Raw genomic sequence first — 20927 nt, 5'->3', positions numbered from 1 at the left:
CTAACGTATGAACAAAAAAATAAGCTGTTACTCTACCTCTATGATCTCAGCATCAGCTTTACGTATTGATAACTCATAGCCTCTTACAGTAACCTCTACAGGATCACCGAGAGGGGCAACCTTACGAACATAAACCTGTACACCCTTTGTGATGCCCATGTCCATGATACGTCTCTTTACAGGACCCTCGCCTGCAATCTTCTTGACAGTGACAGTACTGCCAACCTTGACATCTTTTAATGTGCTCATGATCTTACTCCTTTTACATACTTTTGTCGTCAGTCAGATACATATAATCACACCTATACAAGTATCTTGCTGGCCATATCTTTATCAATGGCAACACGGGAATCTTTGATATTAACGATAAGATTACCTGCATTCTCTGCCACGACAGTTACAACACTACCTTCAACAAAGCCCAGTTTTTCAAGAAACAATCGTGTTTTCTCTCTCCCGCCAACCTTTTTGATCACATTGGCTTCTCCCGGTTTTGCAAATGTTAATGGCATAATTGCACCTCCTTAACTAGCAACTTAAACCACTGATTTTCATATCGTGGTTAGTATATACTAACATTAATTAGATGTCAATAATATTAATCATTTTGGACTAATCGAACAAAACACGGCTCTTTTATTGACAAAAAGTGCCTATTTGTCGAAATTCGTATTTCAATTATCAAATTGAATAAAAAATTCATTTATGATATATTATTTATAATTGCTACATTGATACAGATACATTTATAATGTTAAATATAAGGGGGATATATAATAATGTTGACCACGAATGAATCAGTAGAGAATTATCTTGAAACCATTCTCGTCCTCAGCCAGAAGCTTCCGGTCGTCCGAAGCGTTGATGTTGCCAACGAGACTGGCTATAAGAAATCAAGTGTAAGCGTTGCTATGAAGAATCTCAGGGAGATGTGTTATATAGAAGTAAGCGACTCAGGATACATAACTCTCACAACAGCCGGTAAAAAAATTGCAGAGATGATATATGAGAGGCACCAGCTTCTGTCTTCATGGTTCACAAGTCTCGGCGTTGCAAAAGAGACCGCAGCCGAGGATGCCTGCAAGATCGAACACGTTATAAGCCAGGAGACTTTTGAGGCCATCAAGAGGCATGTGAATTCTATAAATGAATAATATAGAATATAAGTTCTGACACAGACTGGATAAACAACAAAACAGGAACAGCGTATAGCTCCATAGCAAGCTATACGCTGTTCCTGTTTTATATGGAATATATAATATTGCTCTTAACGTACATATCCAACCAGCTCGCCCTGTCTGACTCTGGTCTCAATATCTTTTCTAGAATTCTCAACTATTCTGTCTAAAGGAGCGACTTTGTCCTTCTGGATGAGAAGAATGATTGTTGAGCCACCAAACTCAAAATAGCCCTTTTCCTCTCCTCTTCTGACATCCGTGGAATCCACATACCTGTTAACTATACGACCAACCAGAAGTGCTCCAACCTCCATATCAATGATGGTTCCCGCATCCTGCGTCCTTATAAGACAATACTCTCTGGTATTTTCTTTGTAAATGTCGTAATATTCACTGGCTATAGGGTTAACTGTGTGATATAAGCCTTCTATACGTCTGACATCAGACTGCTTTCCAGACACGTTATATATGTATCTGTGATAATCATCGACACACAGTCTGAACAGCCACAATTTTCCACCTCTGTAGTGCCTCGCAAGCTTTTTGTCCCTGAGGAGGGATGCCACCGTGTACTCTGAATCCTTTATATTGAAAGTCTGTCGTTCTGTGTCTTCTATATCATATACCGTAAGCCTGCTGTCACATGGACTCACAAAACCTTCATCGGTCATATCTATGGTCCTTGCTCCCGGCACCAGCTTTCTCTTGAAGAAATCGTTATATGAGTCAAACTCATTCTTCTGACACACAGATATATCAATATCATTTTTCTTAATGAATGGATTGATCATGATTCTGGATAATCCAGTGTCCATGAATCTTCCCACAAGCTTTGACACCTCTGGTCTGATCAGCCATCCCAGCACCATACGTCCCGCTCTGTTGCCATATAACAGGCGCAGGACTCTGTCCTGTGTCGATACACCCTCATTATGTTTTGATCTTTTGTATATTGCATATTTGTTCTTTATCATATCTTATACATCATCCTTCATCGCTTCTGTATATCCGGTATAGCCAAATTACTTCTATATCTTTTATTTTCCATAGCTCCTATACACTTATAATAGAAGGGATATAAAATAAGGAATAGTTATGATATGACGTCTGACCATGTATCTTATCATAAGCCAAACTACGGCAACTGCCACAATGACAATTATCACCATAAGTTCCCTTGTGGTTGGCTTAGGGAATCTGAAATCTGTTATGAAAAGTATCATTGCAAGTATCATGATTCCATGAAGCAGAATTGGGAAAGAGGACCCAAGCAAAGGTGACGTAACGTATATTATAGGAAGCCCCACCGATATTGCGGTGATCGGCATTCCATGGAAATACTTTCTTCCATCCGGCTGCTCTATGACCTCAGCATCATCATCGTCATTGTTCTTCTTCTCCTCGAGCACGTTATAGTATGCAAGTCTTATCATTCCAGCCAGACAGTACAGTGCAAGAATAACCATTCCAAACGGCGTGTTCATTCCTGAATACCAGCACAATACAACAGGAAAAACTCCAAAACTCACCAGGTCACAGAGAGAATCTATCTGGATACCAAATCTCTTCTCATCCATAGTCCTATCCTTCTTGCTCCTTGCGACTTTTCCGTCAAATGCATCAAACAGACCGGAAAGTGCAAGACACAATATTCCTATGCTAAGGTGTCCGGTAAATGTAAAGAACATGCCTGTGATAGATGACACCAGGCTCATATATGTCAAAATAACTGTATAATTATAAAATCCTACCATGTGTGAAATACCCCGTTTTTTTCTTTTATACTTGCAAAAACACGTACGAATTAAATTATACACAATTACTTGACATAAAACCACATCTTTTTGCAAATCTTTCATACAATTAATCCTTTGAAGCTGTTTTCCATACACACGGTCCCCCAGCCTGTATATCTGTTCGGGTAACTGCCCAGTGAACCGAGAGGCTTTGCTCCCCTTATAAGCTGAGCCTTAACCCTCTCTCCGTACATATATGGATCGTTCCCCAGGACTATCCCCCATTCCATGATAAGTGCCGCACAGCCAGACACAAATGCCGCCGCCAGCGATGTGCCATCGGCATTTCCGTATCCATACTCACCATAGCTGACAGTCACTCCGACACCCGGAGCTGCAATATCCGGTTTTATGGCATTATCCGACGTAAAACCCCTGCCAGAAAATCCCGTTATGGATGCATTTACCTGATCATAGGCAGCCACCGTTATTATATTTGATGCCGTACCCGGGATCGTGAGGGTTCCATACACCGAAGGATTCTCAAATGCAACCTGCCCCGTCACATAACTGTCACCGGGTAGATACGCATTGAATATCCCATTTGCAATGCTCTTCGGTGCAATCCTCACATGCCATATTCCCTGCTCTATATCCCCGGGCTCAGACTGGAAAAATACATATATGAGCTGCTTGACATTGTAAGGTGAAGGCCCCTGGAATATCCCAAGCACCTCCGTGCTCCCATAATACGCCCCGGATACTATCTGTCCCTCCGTGAGATACGCCACAAGGTCGTAGGACGGCGAATAGACGAGCACATCGAAGCTGTCGATATAGTTTTTCCATATCTGCAGGCCAAAGTTTTTCACACCGGCCGCCACCGCAATGTCAATACTCGCATAGCTTACATTTCCAAGCATACCGCTGGTATGCAGTTGTCTTCCACCGTCATTTCCTGAACCCGTGACAACACACACCTTAGCCATCTGGGCCACAGAATTAACAAACAGCTCAAGTGTCGACGTGCCATCATGGGCTCCAAAGTTATTTCCATATGAAAGATTTATCACTACCGGAGTTCCAGTCTCCATGCTGTATCTCACAAGCAGATCTATCCCCATCATTATACCTATCGTGTCCGGCAGCGCGCGTTCAAGCGACTGTTCAACGACAATGATCCGGGCTTTTCCCGCCACTCCTATATTGCTCCCGGCGGCCACAGATGCAACCTCCGTGCCGTGCTGCTCTCCCATGACACCGGGCAGCCGCCTGTCCTCATACATTTGCCCGATCTCACTTTGATCATATATCCGTCCAAGACCATAGCGGTTTGGGTAAGTCCTTTCATAATCTGTATTCTGGTTCCAATACATGACTATCCTGGAGCCGGCGTCATCTGCAAATTCCCGGTTGAGGATATTCACGCCGCTATCTATAATTCCGATACATACGCCTTCGCCTGTGAGCCCATACTTCGACATGAAATTTTCCGTTATGCAGGATACGTATCTGTCATAGGCGACACCCGCACCATAACTGTAATATTGAGCTTTATCGATATAAAGTACCCTCGGCTCCTCCTGAAGCCTTTTTATATTGTAGGAATACACGTTCACTATGGCATATCCCCCGAGCAGATAAACGCAGCTATTCAGAATATCTCCCTCAAGATCATCTATGTCACCGGAATGTCTGATTATCAGCATCCACGAATCATCGGATGCGTTATATCCAAGATAAAGACTACTGTACGGCATGTAACCATCCGCATCCATGGCAAGTTTAAGTTCAGGACTTATTTTGTCATCCATACATATACATTTCTCATTTTTTATCATTATATTGCACAAAATATCGCTCTATGTCGCAAATTGTTTGCTTATTTCGCACTTTTTAGGATGTTTTAGCACTTTTCCACATTATCCACAGATTTATACACATTTTTCAAATATATAGTCGTATATTGAAAAACTTAACCACATTTCCATCAACAAATTAAAAATTCAATCGAAATATCGATGCTTCATTTATTGTAATACGACCATTTTCTTACCAGCCCACATATATAATTCCAATTGCACTACATGAAAAGAAGTGAATTATTTGAACTTTCTGACAAATGTATTACTAGGCAGACATTCAAGGATCACCAATGCTATCGGTTACCTGGACACAGGTAACACGCTAAGATGCAATCTCACAGGACGCAACGTCGCCGTGACTACATACGCCGTAGCCATCGAACTGGCTCCACCGGAACTGACTCCACTGCTCGATGACTACATCAAAAAACCGTCTTCCATATATGAATATGATTACCGTGATGACATTCCGGCCGGAATACACATAATTCCCTACAATACAATATGCTCCGGAAATCAGCTTATGCTCGCCATGGACATTGACTACATGTTCATCGACAGCTCATACATGGAACACAGACCACTGATCGGTATCAGCCCAAATACATTTAATATACTTCACACAGACAAATGTATTCTTTTAAGCAAATATTATATGAAAAGAGGCAAAAGACATGTTAAACACAATAAGGGGTAACGACTTCAAATTTACTGTTGCCAGCAATATTTCACTGCGCTCCCTGAAAAGCGGCAAAGATATATATTATATTGGAGGAACCGAGGTACTTCCCGCCCCGCTGGAGCCACACGAGGAGGCCGTGGTCATAAACGAACTCACAAACAACCAGTCGGATTCCGCAAAGAAAATGCTGATAGAGCGAAATCTGCGACTTGTCGTATACATTGCTAAAAAATTTGACAACACGGGTGTCGGAATTGAGGATTTGATATCCATAGGCACGATCGGTCTCATCAAGGCCATAAACACCTTCAAAAATGACAAAAACATAAAGCTTGCCACCTACGCATCAAGATGTATTGAAAATGAGATACTCATGTTTCTCCGTCGCAACAGCAAGCTCAGAACAGAGGTGTCCATCGATGAACCGCTGAATGTTGACTGGGACGGCAACGAACTGCTTCTGTCCGACATTCTGGGAACGGATGAGGACGTAGTCTACCGTGATCTGGAGACAGAGGTAGACTACAATCTCCTCGACAATGCCATATCAAAGCTCTGTGAAAAGGAACGCACCATCATAGAACTGCGGTATGGAATAAACACCATAGGTGGGGTAGAAAAGACTCAGAAGGAGGTGGCTGATCTCCTGGGAATATCCCAGTCCTACATATCCAGGCTGGAAAAAAGAATAATCAAGAAGCTTCGCAGAGAGATAATGAAGCAATACTGATACACACAGACAAATATGACCGGGAAGCTGCATACATCCGTTGTTCTGCAGTCTCCCGGTCATAATCTTTCAGTGACGATATTATGTCATTATGACATACTGACATACTGTCAGTGATGATATCCCACCATACGTCTCTTGTAATCATCCACTTTATCCCTCAGTTTGGTGTAGTCCTTTTCCTTGAGCTGCCCCTCCTCATTAAGCTTCGTAACCAGCTCATCAAGTTCCTTCAAGGCTTTATGCGCCAGATCCTTGTAATTGTTCGCCAGATTCATATCCAACTCATTCACAGCCGAATTCACCTGCTGTTTTACCTTTCTACTCATCATAATATATCACCGCCCATTCATTTCAAGATCTTATTCCCACGTATACCAAAAGAGCCTGAAACCCTTGATTCTACTCAGGTTTCAGGCTCAATATAATGCCGGCTGCGGGACTTGAACCCGCACGATGTTGCCACCAACAGATTTTGAGTCTGCCTCGTCTGCCAATTCCGACAAGCCGGCGCTTGCGACATTTGTTATATTAACACATGCCCCATTTAGTGTCAACTACTTATCATCCCCTGTTATCCTTCGCGCAACCACGACAAATCTGCCATCCTCAGTGTGTGAAGCGCATGTTGAAAGTGTGATGAGTTCATCACCGTACTCAGCCGTAACACCGCTGTCATATGATGTGTTTGACTTGACAAAATCAATATATTCATCAAATTCCGCCTTATCCGCAGCGTTAAAGAACTCATAATAATGATAGTGCTCCGTGTCATCGTCAGGATATATCTCCGATCGGAATGCACCGATGACCTCGTATGTTCCGGTCTCATACAACGTGTCAAACTTGATATTCTTATGCTTCTTATAAAAGCTCTCGTCCTCATACTGAAGCAGCTCTCTGAACATTATTCCCGACTTCATGTTATGTCCGTATATGAGAACATTGTCCGTTCTGTCATCAAACGGCCTGCAGTTCGTATCTATGAACGGTGTACCCGGATCACTCCAGTTCTTATCGAAGTCCAGATGCAGATAATAATCGTTGTCATCGGGAGTGTACATGACCGGATAATCTATGGTCGTGCCATCGATCGTGAGCCATCCTGCAATATCACTGTTCTTCTCGTATAACTTCTCGAATTTCTTGAGTATCTTCTTCTCGCCATTGTCCTTACTTTTATCCGAGACCTCCACCGTAACCTTTTCGGTATCATCCCCATCGGTATCGAGCATTCCTTTAAGATCATTGAAGTTATTCTGCGCATTCTTCGCAATATAATAATACCTTCCAAGATACGCACCGCTCCCAACTGCTATAAGTAAAAAAACGACCAGCAGTATGTCCAGAACTATATCCTTTGCTGTTCTCTTTTTCTTTTGTTTTGATCTGCCTGCATTCTTTTTATTCATGTCTTACCCTCAAAAGAAAACTAAAAAGGCTTCTGTACCTGCATACAGAAGTCCTTTTGTTGATTAATAATACTTCTTGTTTCCCCACAGATTCTTTTTCTTAAGATCAACATACTCTGAATATGCCTGTTCAAGTATCTGCTTCTCGTTAGGAAATTTCAGAAGGTGGTAGGCTTCATGGTATTTGTAGTAACCGGAATCCACGAAATACTCTTCTCTCTGTGGCTTGCTGTAATAGCTGTCAGACATCATGAGATACCAATGAACATCCTTATTTACCACATCAAATGCCGTGTTAAAAGTGTAATTGCTCTTTCCCACGTATTTGATTATAGATGCGCTTGCACCTGTCTCCTCTTTCACTTCTCGCAAGGCGGTCTCATCGTGCTCCTCGCCCTTTTCAACAGTTCCCTTGGGGAGAACCCATCCTTCGTATTTGTTCTTGTAATTCTTATACAACAACAATACTTTTCCTCTGAAGATTACCACCCCTCCACAGCTTGTTGCTTCTATCACTGCAATTCCTCCTGTTTCTTCCGGGTGTGTAATTAAAACTTGAAGTCAGTATATCATATGTCAAATTATTTTTAAAGTAAATATGATCACGTATTAAGGGCATACGCATCATTTTGTGCAATTATTTCACATAATTATAGTATGCGTCAAAGAGCTGTCTGGCAATATACTTTGCTGAAGCTCCAGTTGAGCTTGCATTCTCAACTATGACACATACGACAATATCCGGATCATCAACATTTGAGAATCCAACAAACCACGAATGTGAATCCATGTTGTCGTTGAACTCCGCAGTACCTGTCTTTCCGGCTATGGTATATGAGCAATCTGCAAATGCATCCGATGCCGTACCATATGATGTTACGCCAAGCATCAGATCCTTCAGAAGTCTTGCGTCAGATGCAGATATGATCTTACCGTAGGTGTTCGGCTTGAATGTCTTTACAAGATTGCCATCGCATGTCTCTATCCTGTCGATGAGATATGGGGACATCATGACTCCTCCGTTTGCTATGGTGCTCATGATCATGGCACTGTGCAGAGGTGTTATAAGTGTGTCGCCCTGTCCTATGGCTGTCTGCGGTATCTCCGAATCATCTGAGGTTGCATTTAACTCGAATACTGATTTTCTGTAATATCCGTCATAAGGAAGATCCTTGTTAAACAGGAACTTCTCACACAGATCCTTGTACGACTGCTTGTTGAGCTTCATTCCTATATTGGCAAATGAAGTGTTACAAGATTTCGCCAGTGAGTCCGCCAGATCCACAGTTCCATGAACCGCATAATCTGAGCAGTGTATCTGTACTCCGTCAAATATATCCTCGCCCTCGCACTCATACGAATATTTCTGATAATTGCTGTTCTCATGAATATACTCCAGAGCCGTGAGTACCTTGAAGGTTGAACCAGGTGGATACAGACCCTGTGTTGCACGATTCAACAGATAAGAGCTGTCAGAATCCTGTGAATCCTCTATCACACTGTCTATATAGTTCGGATCAAAATCAGGCTTTGAGACCATGGCAAGGATCTTTCCAGTATCCGGTTCCATGACCACAACAGCGCCGTCATTATATCCCAGTGCATCGTAAGCCGTGCTCTGCAGCGTGGTATTCAGTGTACTTATGACATTGTTTCCCAGACTCTTCTCATTCCTGAGCTTGTTGTATGTCTGCGTGATTATGTTCTGGTTTGATGTCAGGAGATAGTACGCGGAGCTCATCTCAAGTCCCGCCTGTCCGTTGCTGTCATATCCGACAACATGTGCGAACACATTGGAATATGGATAATTTCTGTACTCATTTCCATCATCATCCGTCAATGTCTCCGCAAGGACATTTCCATCGCTGGATATGATGCTTCCCTTCTTTATCTTCTCCGCATAGAGAGACTGTCTCCCATTGTATGAATTGGCGATGAATGTTCTTGAATCCCTCACCATAAACACGATAATATATGCAAACATACAGATAAATATTATGACAACAAAATATGTTATAACCAGAACAGGCACATTCTTTTTGTCATTTGTCTTCTTGTCAAGAATGTCACTATTCTCCCCAGAATTCATCTGAGTTCGTCTCTTTCCTGTCGTATCCTGTCTTTGCTTTGCGCTGGACTGACTTTTTCTGTTTGCGTTGTTTTTCACCGCTGTTTGACTGGTCCCTGACCGCGACTGGGGTCTCTGGCCACTCTTCCCTGCTGATACTTTCCTGTCTGACATTTTTATCAACTCCACTGTTCTCTAATACACATATACCCTGAATTATTCCAAATATAATGAGTGTGCTGACAACCGAACTCACTCCATAGCTCACAAGCGGCAGCGTCACACCCGTAGATGGTATGAATTTCACAACACCGCCAACGTTCAGGAATATCTGGAATATGAAGCATATTGTAAAACCAAAGGCTACATTCTTATAAAAAGCATCTCTTATCTTCATCGATATATTGATGAAATATATGAAGCAGCTCAGATACATAAGAAGCAGGCAGAGTCCAAATATAACTCCAAGCTCCTCACATATCGCAGCAAATATAAAATCACTGGACACGACCGGTATCGATGTCGGAAGTCCCTGGCACAGACCCGATCCCTCGAATCCGCCCGAGCCTATCGCAAACAGACTCTGTGCAACCTGATATCCACTTCCATCTATATATTCAATCGGGTTAAGCCATGCATCGATTCTCATGGTGACATGGCTGAAATGATCCTTCAAAAGCATATATCCAACCACAGCAAGAACCGAACCTCCGAGGCCTCCGCCTATGAGTATGCTGTGCTTACCAGTGGCAAGGTACAGCATCATGACAAATACCATGAAAAAGATCACCGCACCACCGAGATCCGTCTCCGCCACAAGAACCAGCATGAAAAGTCCTGCTACACAGATTGTTTTCATCATATCCTTAAAGTTCTTTGCCTTTTCAAATGAGCTGGCAAGGAAGAATACAAATATGATCTTGACTATCTCCATAGGCTGCATCGATATTCCGCCTATGCTTATCCAGTTGTTTGAACCATATTTATCAACTCCCACATGCGGGATGAACACCGTGCACAGGAAGCCTATACCAAACACCGCATAGAATATAGTCCATTTCTTTATCTGCGGGAACTTGACCACAAACAATGGCACAAATGCAGTCACCACCAACATGATCGTGGCAAATAGAAACTGCTTCTTCGCCAGGTCAAAATCAAGTCTTGTCAGCATGACATAACCTATGAGAAGAAGGAATGACATGTTATTCGTTATAAGTCTCGATGAGCCCTTATAAATGGTATGATATGAAACCATATATGTTATGGATACTATCATCTGCAACAGATAAAATATAAGTATGCTCTTCTTCTCATAATGCAGATATAATGTCAGATAGCAAAGAAAGTGTATCATGAACACATAAAATATCTGCACATTAAGCGCCCGCCGTTTCTTATCGGCAGGCACAGGCTTTAAAACCGTAAAGCATTTTACGGTGTATAAAACCATAAAAAATATGATCAAATACTTCGCTATCTCCGTTACTATTGTTATCATGTTTCCACCTTTATCAAAAAGTCTTAATCGATTCCTTTGTAATAATGTCCCCTGGTATACTGATCTACAGACATGGATACCGCTTTCCCCCCTGACAGGGCAATCTCCAGACTGTCCATTATATCCTTCACTTTATTAGTATCCTCAATAGTAAATTCAATATAACAGTCTTTATCTGAAATACCGGTTTCAGCCAGTCTGTCTATCATATTTGTAGGAACACCATTATATATAATGTTATAGCAGTGCGCACAGTCATTTCTGACATAGAATCTGTTTCCCCTGTCATCCGTCAGGACATTCCTGGACATCTTCCTTGAGGCACAACCGTTCATGTAATTGCCTGCTATACAGTTTGCAGTGATCATAACCTTCTGATGACCATAGAGCTTTATGAGTGTATCATATGAAAGACCATGTATCTCATCAAGTGTGAGCTCGTTTGAGCACATAAAGCACACATCACCCATATTCTCTCTATAGAAATCAAACGCATTATCATTATACGCATAGAGACTGGCATCCGCGATCACGAGTCCCTTATAGTCCAACTTCTTTAGAATTCCCAGCTCGTCATAATTTCTGATCATCACACCGTCAAATGAACCAAGTTCACCGGAAAGGCCTGAATATCTGTCAAGCTCTCTCTGCCGCAATACCTCAGGCAGAGCAAGGATCACTCTGAATCCGGCCTGCTTCAATTCATCTGCATATTTTCTGACATTATAATCTACTATTACATTGCTGACCCATTTATAATTCTTAACAATATTTACATGGTCAGCGTCCGACACTCCAACTGTAACACCGTGAACAGTGTTGTTTTTTACATTTTCAAGAGGTCTTTCAGCGCCAGGCAGGCCAGTTCTTACTGCACCGCCATCCCGCCTGTAACTCTGTGAGATCTGCAGTCCAAGCTGTTCAAGCGCCTCCCGCCTCAGGTTGTTCACTGCGCTTATCTGTACAAACAGGTTGTCAGATACATCAGCAGTTATATCCCCGAGCACATAATCTGTACCGCCTGTCTTTTTGATCTTGTCAACTATCTGCGACTTCGTGACAGGCTTGTTAAGTGCCTGTGTACACACAGGCCCCTCGACTGAGACAGAACACTTTCCTTCTACAGTTGAAAGCTTAAGCTCTAATGGCTGATCCGCATACGCACTGACATGTGCAGCGAGCTCTATCTTCCTGTCGGCATTTATTATATTATTCTGTATATCTTCCAGAAGCTTACCGTTTCTTGTACGGTATACATCATTGAACTTTGCAATGCTCCTGAATGACTTCGCCTTAAGTCTGACATTCTTTCCCGCTTTTGCCGCCACATTGCATGTGAGCTCCACATCACCATTTCTGCCTCTTATCTCAAGGACATCGCCTGCGGATACATTCTCGTCAAGTTTTATATCCACATATGGCTTTTCTACCGCATTCACACGCCCAACCTTAATTCCTGTGTGGTTCGGTCTGCTGTTCGCAAGCATCTTTTTGCCATTGGATGTGTAATAATAACCTGAGTAGAATCCGCCCCTGTTATATATATCGAGAAGCTTCTTCTCCTGCTCCTCTGCCAGTTTCTCCACTGATTCGCCCGCCAGATAAGCATCTCTGACCTCACGGTACGCAGTCACGGTTGCAGCCACATACTCTGGCTTTTTCATTCTTCCCTCTATCTTGAAAGAATCAATTCCCGCATCTATGAGCTTTCCCAGACTCTTTAACATGCACATATCCTTCAAGCTGAGCATATACTCATTTACACCATTTGAGTCATACTGCTTTCTGCACGGCTGGGCGCACCTTCCCCTGTTACCGCTTCTTCCTCCGGCAAAGCTGCTCATCAGGCACCTTCCGGAATAGCTGTAACACATCGCTCCGTGGACAAATGTCTCCACCTCTATATCAACATTTTTCTTGATCTCTGTGATTTCTGACAATGACAATTCTCTCGATGGCACAAATCTGGTCATGCCTATGCTTTTCAGAAACGCAGCGCCCTGTGAACTGGACACGCTGAGCTGTGTACTTCCGTGCAGTGGAAGGTCTGGAAACGACTTGCCCAGAACGGAGACAACTCCCATATCCTGTACAATTATCCCATCCACGCCCTGCCTGTAATAAGGCTCCACATATGATGGGAGCCTTTGAATCTCTTCATTCTTAAGCAGTGTGTTGATCGCCATATAGACCTTCACTCCGAATCTGTGACAATAGTCTATGGTATCAAGCAATTCTTTTTCATCAAAATTACCGGCAAATGCCCGGGCACTGAACATACTGCCTCCAAGATATACTGCGTCTGCATATGCATTGACTGCAGCTTTCACCGCCTCCGTGTTGCCCGCCGGTGCCAAAATTTCAGTCTTATTTAACATTTTTCTCCGCTTCAAGTTTTATGATCTGTCTCTGAAGTTCACTTATCTTCTCTTTGTATTCCTCTATCATCTTCTGTGCAGACTCATACTTTATCTGCACCTCGATAACCTCATGTCTCAGATCATATATCTGCTTATCCTTGTCGTCATCCTCGGTGAGCATCTGATTGACCTGATCCTTTGCCTTAAAGTAGTCATCGGCTATATTCAGTGCAAGCAGAACATTCTGATACTCTGCGTTAAATCTCCTGTACGCCTCAGACGACTGACATTCTGCTATCTTGCCATTGATATATGTCGCCACATTCTGGAGATAGTCCTCGCTCTCCTGGCCGCTCAATGTATATACTTTATTGTTGATTACCACCTTGATATCATTCTTCTGTGCCATATCCCATTCTCCTTTACTTATCCTTTATAAATGCATCCAGTCCAAAATGTCTGTAACATAGATCAGTGACAACTCTTCCCCGGGGAGTTCTGTTTATGAATCCATTCATTATGAAATACGGCTCATACACATCCTCTATCGTGCCCGGATCCTCACCGACGGCAGCCGCCAGTGTATCCAGACCGACAGGCCCTCCTGCAAATTTCTCTATCATTGTCATTAATATATTTCTATCGTTCACGTCCAGTCCCATGGAATCGACCTGAAGCTTGTCCAGAGCGGCCTTAGCAACATCGTGATCTATATGGCCGTCATGACACACCTCAGCATAATCCCTGCAGCGCTTGAGAAGTCTGTTCGCAAGTCTCGGTGTACCTCTTGATCTTCTTGCGATCTCAAGTGCACCCTCCTCGTCTATGTCAACTCCAAGAACCTCCGCTGACCTCATCACTATCTCTCTCAGATCGTCATGGGTATAAAATTCCAGCTTGTCCACCATTCCAAATCTGTCCCTTAGGGGAGCCGACAACATTCCGACCCTCGTCGTTGCACCTATCAGTGTAAATCTTGGCAGATCAAGTCTGATCGACCTTGCACCTGCGCCCTTGCCTATCACAACATCTATTGCGTAATCCTCCATAGCCGGATAGAGCACCTCCTCAACCTGTGTGCTGAGTCTGTGTATCTCATCGATAAACAAAATGTCGTTGTCCGACAGATTGTTGAGTATCGCGGCAAGCTCACCGGGCTTTTCTATGGCAGGTCCCGAGGTGATCTTGATATTTACCCCCATCTCATTTGCCACAATGGTCGACAGCGTCGTCTTACCAAGTCCCGGCGGTCCATACAGAAGCAGATGATCCAGTGGCTCATTTCTCTTCTTCGCCGCCTCTATGAATATGTGCAGATTATCCTTGACCTTTTTCTGTCCAATATACTCCGACAGATACTGAGGTCTGAGATTATATTCACTTTTCTGTTCTTCTATGTCCAAGCTTTCTGTTGAAATAATTCTGCCCATTTTTTCTACCTATCTGATCAATATTCTATATCATAAATCTGAGTGCCGCCTTAAGGAGCTGCTCCTCATCCATATCCGCTGAACCATCTACACGCGAAACAGCACGTCCCGCCTCAACACCTGAATATCCAAGTGCTGTGAGAGCCGATATGACATTTGTTCTCACATCGCCTGCAGCGGTCTGCACAGCAACCGAATCATTGTATGCTGCATCTATCATATCCTCCATACTCAGCTTATCCTTGAGCTCCAGAATGATCCTCGAAGCGCCCTTTGCCCCGATTCCATTAGCCTTTGATATGGCCTTTACATCCTCAGATATGACCGCAAGCCTGAGCTCGTTCACGGTGAGTGTTGACAGAAGAGACATGGCTACCTTTGGCCCCACACCACTCACTCCCAGCAGTATCTTGAACACATTGAGTTCATCTGCGTTCTCAAAGCCAAACAGACTTATCTCATCCTCGCGTATATACATGTATGTGCTTACTTTTATCTCTGAATGTACCGGTGGAAGCTTCTCCATAAACTTTCCGGATACCATGAGCTGATACCCTATTCCACCACACTCGATCACTATATAATTGTCACCCTTTATTTCAAGTGCTCCTCGAATATATGAAATCATCCGTTAACTTTTCCTGTCCTGTAATATATGACGGTATCTCAAAATCGCATAGAAACCGACACTAAATCTTCGTAATTATATCATATTATTTATCAATTGTGAATATATGTTTGCTTTTTTGAAAAACGACAGCTACTATATATATTGCAGAACAATGCATGTTCTATAATGTACCTTACGCAAGGAACCAAAAGGAGCCATTATGAAAATTTTTGAATATACTGAAGACATAAATGTAGATACAGCTCACATATCGGACGAGCTGTCGGATATACTCTATTTTGATATAGAAACAACCGGCCTCAGCGCCAAACGTTCGGATCTCTATCTGATCGGATGTTCATATTTCTCAGACAGTGCATTTCGCACCCAGTTGATATTCAATGACAACGGAACTTCAGAGCCTGAAATGCTGTCCCATTTTGAACAGATCCTAAAGAATCACAAAATACTGGTGTCATACAACGGCGATACCTTTGACATCCCCTACTTGCTGAAAAAGATGGAGCAATTCGACGTGGACACTACGCTTGACAATATACAGAGCGTGGATATATATAGAACAACCAGAAAATACAAAAAGCTTCTGCGTCTGGACTCGGCTAAGCAGTTTGACATAGAGCATCTGATCGACTTCCAGAGAAATACTTTTATATCAGGAGGCGATCTTATATCCGCCTACAAGCATTATCTGAGTTCTCACGACGAATCTCTGCTTGACGATATGCTCACCCATAACCATGACGATATAAGAGGGCTTATATCTATATCTGAATTTGTGAATATCCCTCATATTCCTGATGACTTTCAGATAGATGATATATCCGATACCATCGATTCAATAACATACAACTGTTCCATTCCAAAGCTTCCATGCCGCATAACGGAATCCCTGAATAGAATTCTTGTAAATGCATGTGACACACATATGCATGTGGTCGTTCCAAAGACCCGGGACACCGAAATGAAATACTTCTTCAAGGACTACAAAAATTATTACTATCTACCTATGGAGCACATGGCCATACACAAATCAATGGCGGCTTATGTGGACGATGCCCACAAGGAAAAAGCGACAAAGGACAATGCTTTCACCATCAAGACCGGCAGCTTCATACCCTGTCCACCAGGATTTCACGGAGAGATATTCTATGATACAGATCTTAAAGGAAACCGTTTTCTTTCGGACAGCACCGAATTACACGAAAAATGTGATCAATCCCACGCCTATATCCTTGCAGTCCTGAACAAACTATTCTGATATAAATATTCTGGCATAAAAAAACCGTAGTCATTATCGACTACGGTTTTCTTAACTGTCTATATATCAGATTACTCCTCTGTGTCCTCTGCTACATCATCTGTATACTCTGGAGCTGGAAGTAATTCCTTTACGCTGAGACTGATCTTCTTGTCATCTGCATTGCACTCAACAACAACTGCCTCAACCTCATCGCCTACCTTGTATACATCCTCTGGCTTGTTAACATGCTCATATGAGATCTGTGATACATGGAGAAGTGCGTCAACACCTGGCTCAAGCTCGATAAATGCACCGAAATCAGCCATTCTTGCTACCTTACCTGTAACTACTGTTCCAGGAGCATACTTCTCTGCTGCGTTAAGCCATGGGTTTGTATCATCAAACTTAAGGCTGAGAGCAATCTTCTCGCCGTCAATGTTCTTGATGAATGCCTTAACAGTATCACCAACCTTGAGAACTGACTTAGGATCGTCAACTCTTCCCCATGACATCTCTGAGATGTGAAGAAGTCCATCTGCTCCACCGAGATCTATGAATGCACCGAAGCTTGTAACGTTCTTTACAACACCCTCAACTATCATTCCAACTTCTATTCTATCAAACAGAGCCTTTGCAGCCTCTGCCTTTCTTGCTGCAACGATCTGCTTTCTGTTACCAATTATTCTTCTCTTCTTTGGCTGGTACTCTGTGAGTACAAACTCGATATCCTGATCAAGGTACTTGTCAAGATTCTTCTCGTATGTATCTGAAACAAGACTAGCAGGGATAAATACTCTTGTCTCATCGTACATAACGTTAAGTCCACCGCTTACAACCTGAACAACCTTACCTGTAAGGATCTCTCCTGACTCAAGAGCAGCCTCAAGCTTCTCATTAGCCTTCTCTGCAGCAACTCTCTTGTATGAGAGAAGAACTGATCCCTCGCCATCGTTTGTCTTAACAACCTTGGCTGTTATCGGATCATCAACATGTACAAGCTCTGTCAGATCTGCATTAGGTGTGTTGGTATACTCGCTTCTAGGAATAATACCATCTGACTTGTAGCTGATGTCTACCAGAATCTCATCAGGCTTAACATCGATAACTCTACCTTCTACTATCTCTCCTGTCTTGATTGAGACTCTGCTCTCATCATTCTTTAATAATTCTTCAAAATTCATCTCGTCCATCCTACCATGAACCTCCTTAATAATTTTGTTTGGGGTAGATGCCCCAGCTGTAATACCTACCCTACTAACGGATTCAAAAGTAGTCAAATCCAAATCAACGAGTGTCTGTATATAGTAAGTATTCTCACATTCTTTTTTACTAATCTCATATAACTTCTGAGTATTAGAGCTGTTCCGACCACCTATAACAATCATGGCATCTACCTTTGATGCAATCTCCTGCGCCTCCCTTTGACGCACGGACGTAGCATTACAGATAGTCTTATAAGCAGTAACATTATACAATTTATTTCGAATAATATCAACAATATAATTAAATTTTCTGTAATTAAAAGTTGTCTGACTAACTATCGATATATTATCCGCTGTTTTGACCTCTCCGTCAATATATTTTCTTACAAAAGCCTCAGCCTCCTCCTCGGAACCTATGACTACCGGAGGCTCTACACACCAGCCCACGATTCCTTTCACCTCGGGATGGCTTGAGTCGCCTATGATGACGACTGTATTTCCTTTCTGTCCTTCCTCGCGCACTATGTTGTGTATCTTCTTGACAAATGGACAGGTCGCATCTATCACCGTATTCCCACCAGCCTCCAGAATGTCATATATCCTTTTCTCAGCGCCATGGGATCTGATTATGACCTTGCTGTCTTTTATCTCAAGCAATTCGTCATCACTGTCGATCACCTGCACTCCGTGCTTTGTAAGATCACCAACCACCTCTTCATTGTGTATTATCTGACCATAAGTATACACATTTTCCTCGTCAGCATGTTCGTATGCTGTATCCACCGCACGCTGAACGCCAAAGCAGAATCCGGCACTCTTTGCAAGTAATATCTCCATATCTAAACCACCTGTATTACATTCTCTCTCTTGCAAGTCTGACTATAGTGTCTGTAACCTGCTCTATCGTCATATCTGAGCTGTCGATAAGAACCGCGTCATCAGCCCTCTTTAAAGGAGCTGTTTTTCTCTCCATATCCTGCTTATCCCTCTGGATTATATCCTGCTCTATCTTCTCTATATCAATATTCTCAGCGCCCTTTGCGACAAGCTCGTCATATCTTCTTTTGGCCCTCACTGCCGAAGAGGCGGTAAGATATACCTTGAGCTCTGCTGAAGGAAGTATATTTGTTCCTATATCCCTTCCATCCATGACAACATCATTTGAAGCAGCGAGATCCCGCTGGAGTGACAGAAGCTTTTCCCTGACGCATGGAAGTGCAGATGCCTTTGAAGCCATATTACCAGCAGCCTCAGTTCTCAGCTTTCCTGTTACATTCTCGCCGTTAAGGTAGACCTGCTGTGCTCCATCCTCATATTTTATTTCCACGGAAATGTCCGCTATGCTTTTCTCCACCAGGTCTTCATCGCTGGCAGATATATCGCTTTCTGTGAGATATACAGCCACCGCCCTGTACATGGCACCTGTATCCACATATATAAAACCAAGCTCGCCTGCCGCCTTTTTTGCTATCGTGCTTTTGCCTGCACCTGCAGGTCCATCTATTGCTATATTCATATCTTCGTCTCCCTGTAATTAAATTGACTGTCGTCCACGCCTATTGTAAACTCTCGGAAGCAGAAAGTCCAGCCAGATATCCAGTCGACCACGCCACCTGCAGGTTAAATCCACCTGTCAGCGCATCGATATCCAGCAGTTCTCCGGCAAAATACACGCCCCCCACAAGCTTAGACTCCATGGTGGAAGGATTTACCTCTTTTACGCTCACTCCGCCTCTTGTGATTATAGCCTCATCATATCCCCGAAGCCCCACAAATGTAAGTCTGAATTCCTTCAGAACATCTATAAGTCTCTGTCTTTCTTCCCTGGTCACTGAGTTGACCTTCTTATACGGATTGATACCGGATCTCTCCACAACCACATCTATCATCTTGATCGGAAGCAGATCTCCAAGAGAATTCTTGAAGTCTTTGTTTGCATATTTCTTGAAATCCTTGAGGAGTCTGGCATCAAGCATATCTCTGTCCATAGCCGGCTTCAGATCTATGTACATGTCTATATCTTTTCCAATATACCTGTGTATATATGCGGAGGCCTTGATCACCAGCGGCCCACTTATGCCAAAGTGGGTAAACAGCATCTCCCCCTGTTCGTCAAATATTTTCTTCTTTCCACTGCTTATGTGAAGTGCCACGTTTTTAAGCGACAGTCCCATCATCATGGAGCAGCATTTCTCTTCTATCTCAAACGGAACCAGTGATGGACTTAACGGCTTTATCGTATGACCCATATATTCTGCCAGTCTGTATCCGTCTCCGGTAGATCCCGTGAGTGGATACGATCTTCCGCCGGTACAAATTATAACAGCATCACAGTATATCCTGTCATTGCCTGTCCCGCCGTTATCTCCTGATACGTCAACACTCTTTATCCTGCCATCCTCTATATTGATTCCTGTAACCTTCGTATTCAAATACAGACTTATATTTTTATTTCTGTTTATAAGAGTTTTGAATGCTCCTATAACGTCTGAAGAATGATCGCTTGTCGGGAACACTCTTCCTCCGCGTTCTATCTTGAGCGGACATCCGGCCTTCTCAAGATAGTCCATTATCATATTGTTGTCAAATGTATAAAAGGAGCTGTACATAAACTTGCTGTTCGTGACCACTGAATTAAAAAATCCGTCAGCGTCACATGCATTTGTCACATTACAACGTCCCTTACCTGTTATAAATAACTTTTTTCCGATCCTGTCATTCTTTTCAATGAGAATGACCTTATTCTTCTGTGCCGCTGTCAGTGCAGCCATTACCCCTGCAGCTCCTGCACCTATAACCACTATTTTCCCTGTCATATTATCTCCATATATTAAACAAAAGGACAGAGACTCCGCTCGCGGAGCTCCGTCCCTTTTTATGATCATTTATATA

General features: G+C 42.9%; 21 protein-coding genes and 1 tRNA gene. 4 read left to right on the top strand and 18 right to left on the bottom strand.

Annotation, left to right across the window (positions count from 1 at the left end; genetic code table 11):
• Positions 1-27: 27 nt before the first annotated feature.
• Both DWW70_RS01260 and DWW70_RS01255 read right to left on the bottom strand, forming a co-directional pair.
• The gene (locus DWW70_RS01260) at positions 28-249 is read right to left on the bottom strand and encodes a FeoA family protein (RefSeq protein WP_022216503.1); all 222 of its coding nucleotides are present in this window, start codon (positions 247-249) and stop codon (positions 28-30) included.
• A gap of 53 nt (positions 250-302) precedes the next feature.
• Entirely contained in the window at positions 303-512 is a 210-nt protein-coding gene (locus DWW70_RS01255) for a FeoA family protein (protein ID WP_004851067.1), read from the bottom strand.
• 267 nt (positions 513-779) lie between these two features.
• Between DWW70_RS01255 and DWW70_RS01250 the strand changes: the two genes are divergently transcribed.
• The gene (locus tag DWW70_RS01250; RefSeq protein WP_173794552.1) at positions 780-1154 is read left to right on the top strand and encodes a metal-dependent transcriptional regulator; all 375 of its coding nucleotides are present in this window, start codon (positions 780-782) and stop codon (positions 1152-1154) included.
• Between the two features lie 113 nt (positions 1155-1267).
• On the opposite strand, the gene DWW70_RS01245 is transcribed toward DWW70_RS01250, so the two are convergent.
• The 3 genes from DWW70_RS01245 to DWW70_RS01235 form a co-directional block, all read right to left on the bottom strand.
• Positions 1268-2152, bottom strand: a complete 885-nt coding sequence (locus DWW70_RS01245; RefSeq protein ID WP_117548988.1) for a phosphatidylserine decarboxylase — start codon at positions 2150-2152, stop codon at positions 1268-1270.
• Between the two features lie 87 nt (positions 2153-2239).
• Positions 2240-2932 (bottom strand): CDP-alcohol phosphatidyltransferase family protein, encoded by a 693-nt coding sequence (locus DWW70_RS01240; protein WP_117548989.1) that lies wholly within the window; start codon positions 2930-2932, stop codon positions 2240-2242.
• A 101-nt stretch (positions 2933-3033) separates the two neighbouring features.
• Positions 3034-4728 carry a S8 family peptidase gene (locus DWW70_RS01235; RefSeq protein ID WP_158547577.1) on the bottom strand — a complete coding sequence of 565 codons (1695 nt, stop codon included), beginning with the start codon at positions 4726-4728 and terminating at the stop codon, positions 3034-3036.
• A gap of 292 nt (positions 4729-5020) precedes the next feature.
• Between DWW70_RS01235 and DWW70_RS01230 the strand changes: the two genes are divergently transcribed.
• Positions 5021-5476 (top strand): sigma-E processing peptidase SpoIIGA, encoded by a 456-nt coding sequence (locus DWW70_RS01230; protein WP_022216507.1) that lies wholly within the window; start codon positions 5021-5023, stop codon positions 5474-5476.
• Complete coding sequence (sigE, locus tag DWW70_RS01225) at positions 5454-6191, top strand: RNA polymerase sporulation sigma factor SigE (protein ID WP_015534897.1); 738 nt, start codon at positions 5454-5456, stop codon at positions 6189-6191. Before DWW70_RS01230 ends, sigE begins: the two co-directional genes overlap by 23 nt.
• A gap of 110 nt (positions 6192-6301) precedes the next feature.
• Here the strand turns inward: sigE and DWW70_RS01220 are convergent, their stop codons facing one another.
• From DWW70_RS01220 to ruvA, 10 genes are all read right to left on the bottom strand, one after another.
• Positions 6302-6523 carry a hypothetical protein gene (locus DWW70_RS01220; protein ID WP_118649130.1) on the bottom strand — a complete coding sequence of 74 codons (222 nt, stop codon included), beginning with the start codon at positions 6521-6523 and terminating at the stop codon, positions 6302-6304.
• Positions 6524-6619: 96 nt separating this feature from the next.
• Positions 6620-6703, bottom strand: a tRNA-Leu gene (locus DWW70_RS01215).
• Positions 6704-6748: 45 nt separating this feature from the next.
• On the bottom strand, positions 6749-7603 hold the full coding sequence (locus DWW70_RS01210) for a class B sortase (protein WP_117548991.1): 855 nt from the start codon (positions 7601-7603) through the stop codon (positions 6749-6751).
• 63 nt (positions 7604-7666) lie between these two features.
• On the bottom strand, positions 7667-8119 hold the full coding sequence (locus DWW70_RS01205; RefSeq protein WP_118649129.1) for an NUDIX hydrolase: 453 nt from the start codon (positions 8117-8119) through the stop codon (positions 7667-7669).
• A 121-nt stretch (positions 8120-8240) separates the two neighbouring features.
• Positions 8241-9692 carry a peptidoglycan D,D-transpeptidase FtsI family protein gene (locus DWW70_RS01200; protein ID WP_071849453.1) on the bottom strand — a complete coding sequence of 484 codons (1452 nt, stop codon included), beginning with the start codon at positions 9690-9692 and terminating at the stop codon, positions 8241-8243.
• Complete coding sequence (locus DWW70_RS01195) at positions 9673-11172, bottom strand: FtsW/RodA/SpoVE family cell cycle protein (RefSeq protein WP_118017571.1); 1500 nt, start codon at positions 11170-11172, stop codon at positions 9673-9675. The genes DWW70_RS01200 and DWW70_RS01195 overlap by 20 nt, the downstream gene beginning before the upstream one ends.
• A 23-nt stretch (positions 11173-11195) precedes the next feature.
• Positions 11196-13550 carry a peptidase U32 family protein gene (locus DWW70_RS01190; RefSeq protein ID WP_118017569.1) on the bottom strand — a complete coding sequence of 785 codons (2355 nt, stop codon included), beginning with the start codon at positions 13548-13550 and terminating at the stop codon, positions 11196-11198.
• Complete coding sequence (locus DWW70_RS01185) at positions 13540-13941, bottom strand: cell division protein ZapA (protein ID WP_015534892.1); 402 nt, start codon at positions 13939-13941, stop codon at positions 13540-13542. The genes DWW70_RS01190 and DWW70_RS01185 overlap by 11 nt, the downstream gene beginning before the upstream one ends.
• A gap of 13 nt (positions 13942-13954) precedes the next feature.
• Positions 13955-14962: a Holliday junction branch migration DNA helicase RuvB gene (gene ruvB / locus DWW70_RS01180; protein ID WP_022216513.1), complete on the bottom strand. Its 1008-nt coding sequence runs from the start codon at positions 14960-14962 to the stop codon at positions 13955-13957.
• A 25-nt stretch (positions 14963-14987) separates the two neighbouring features.
• Positions 14988-15590 carry a Holliday junction branch migration protein RuvA gene (ruvA, locus tag DWW70_RS01175; RefSeq protein WP_022216514.1) on the bottom strand — a complete coding sequence of 201 codons (603 nt, stop codon included), beginning with the start codon at positions 15588-15590 and terminating at the stop codon, positions 14988-14990.
• A 202-nt stretch (positions 15591-15792) separates the two neighbouring features.
• Here ruvA and DWW70_RS01170 point away from each other — a divergent pair, with 202 nt between their 5' ends.
• A complete protein-coding gene (locus DWW70_RS01170; RefSeq protein ID WP_118017567.1) occupies positions 15793-16851 on the top strand; it encodes a ribonuclease H-like domain-containing protein in 1059 nt (352 codons plus the stop codon).
• Between the two features lie 71 nt (positions 16852-16922).
• Here the strand turns inward: DWW70_RS01170 and DWW70_RS01165 are convergent, their stop codons facing one another.
• The 3 genes from DWW70_RS01165 to DWW70_RS01155 are packed head-to-tail and all read right to left on the bottom strand — an operon-like array spanning position 16923 to position 20851.
• Positions 16923-18872 (bottom strand): bifunctional 4-hydroxy-3-methylbut-2-enyl diphosphate reductase/30S ribosomal protein S1, encoded by a 1950-nt coding sequence (locus DWW70_RS01165; protein WP_055222594.1) that lies wholly within the window; start codon positions 18870-18872, stop codon positions 16923-16925.
• 16 nt (positions 18873-18888) lie between these two features.
• Positions 18889-19551 carry a (d)CMP kinase gene (gene cmk / locus DWW70_RS01160; protein ID WP_118649128.1) on the bottom strand — a complete coding sequence of 221 codons (663 nt, stop codon included), beginning with the start codon at positions 19549-19551 and terminating at the stop codon, positions 18889-18891.
• A 40-nt stretch (positions 19552-19591) separates the two neighbouring features.
• Positions 19592-20851: an NAD(P)/FAD-dependent oxidoreductase gene (locus tag DWW70_RS01155; protein ID WP_118649127.1), complete on the bottom strand. Its 1260-nt coding sequence runs from the start codon at positions 20849-20851 to the stop codon at positions 19592-19594.
• Positions 20852-20927 lie beyond the last annotated feature (76 nt).

The sequence above is a fragment of the Coprococcus sp. AF16-5 genome, from assembly GCF_003479365.1.
In the GTDB taxonomy this organism is placed as follows: Bacteria; Bacillota; Clostridia; order Lachnospirales; family Lachnospiraceae; genus Coprococcus; species Coprococcus aceti.
This window is presented reverse-complemented; position numbering and strand designations above follow the sequence as displayed.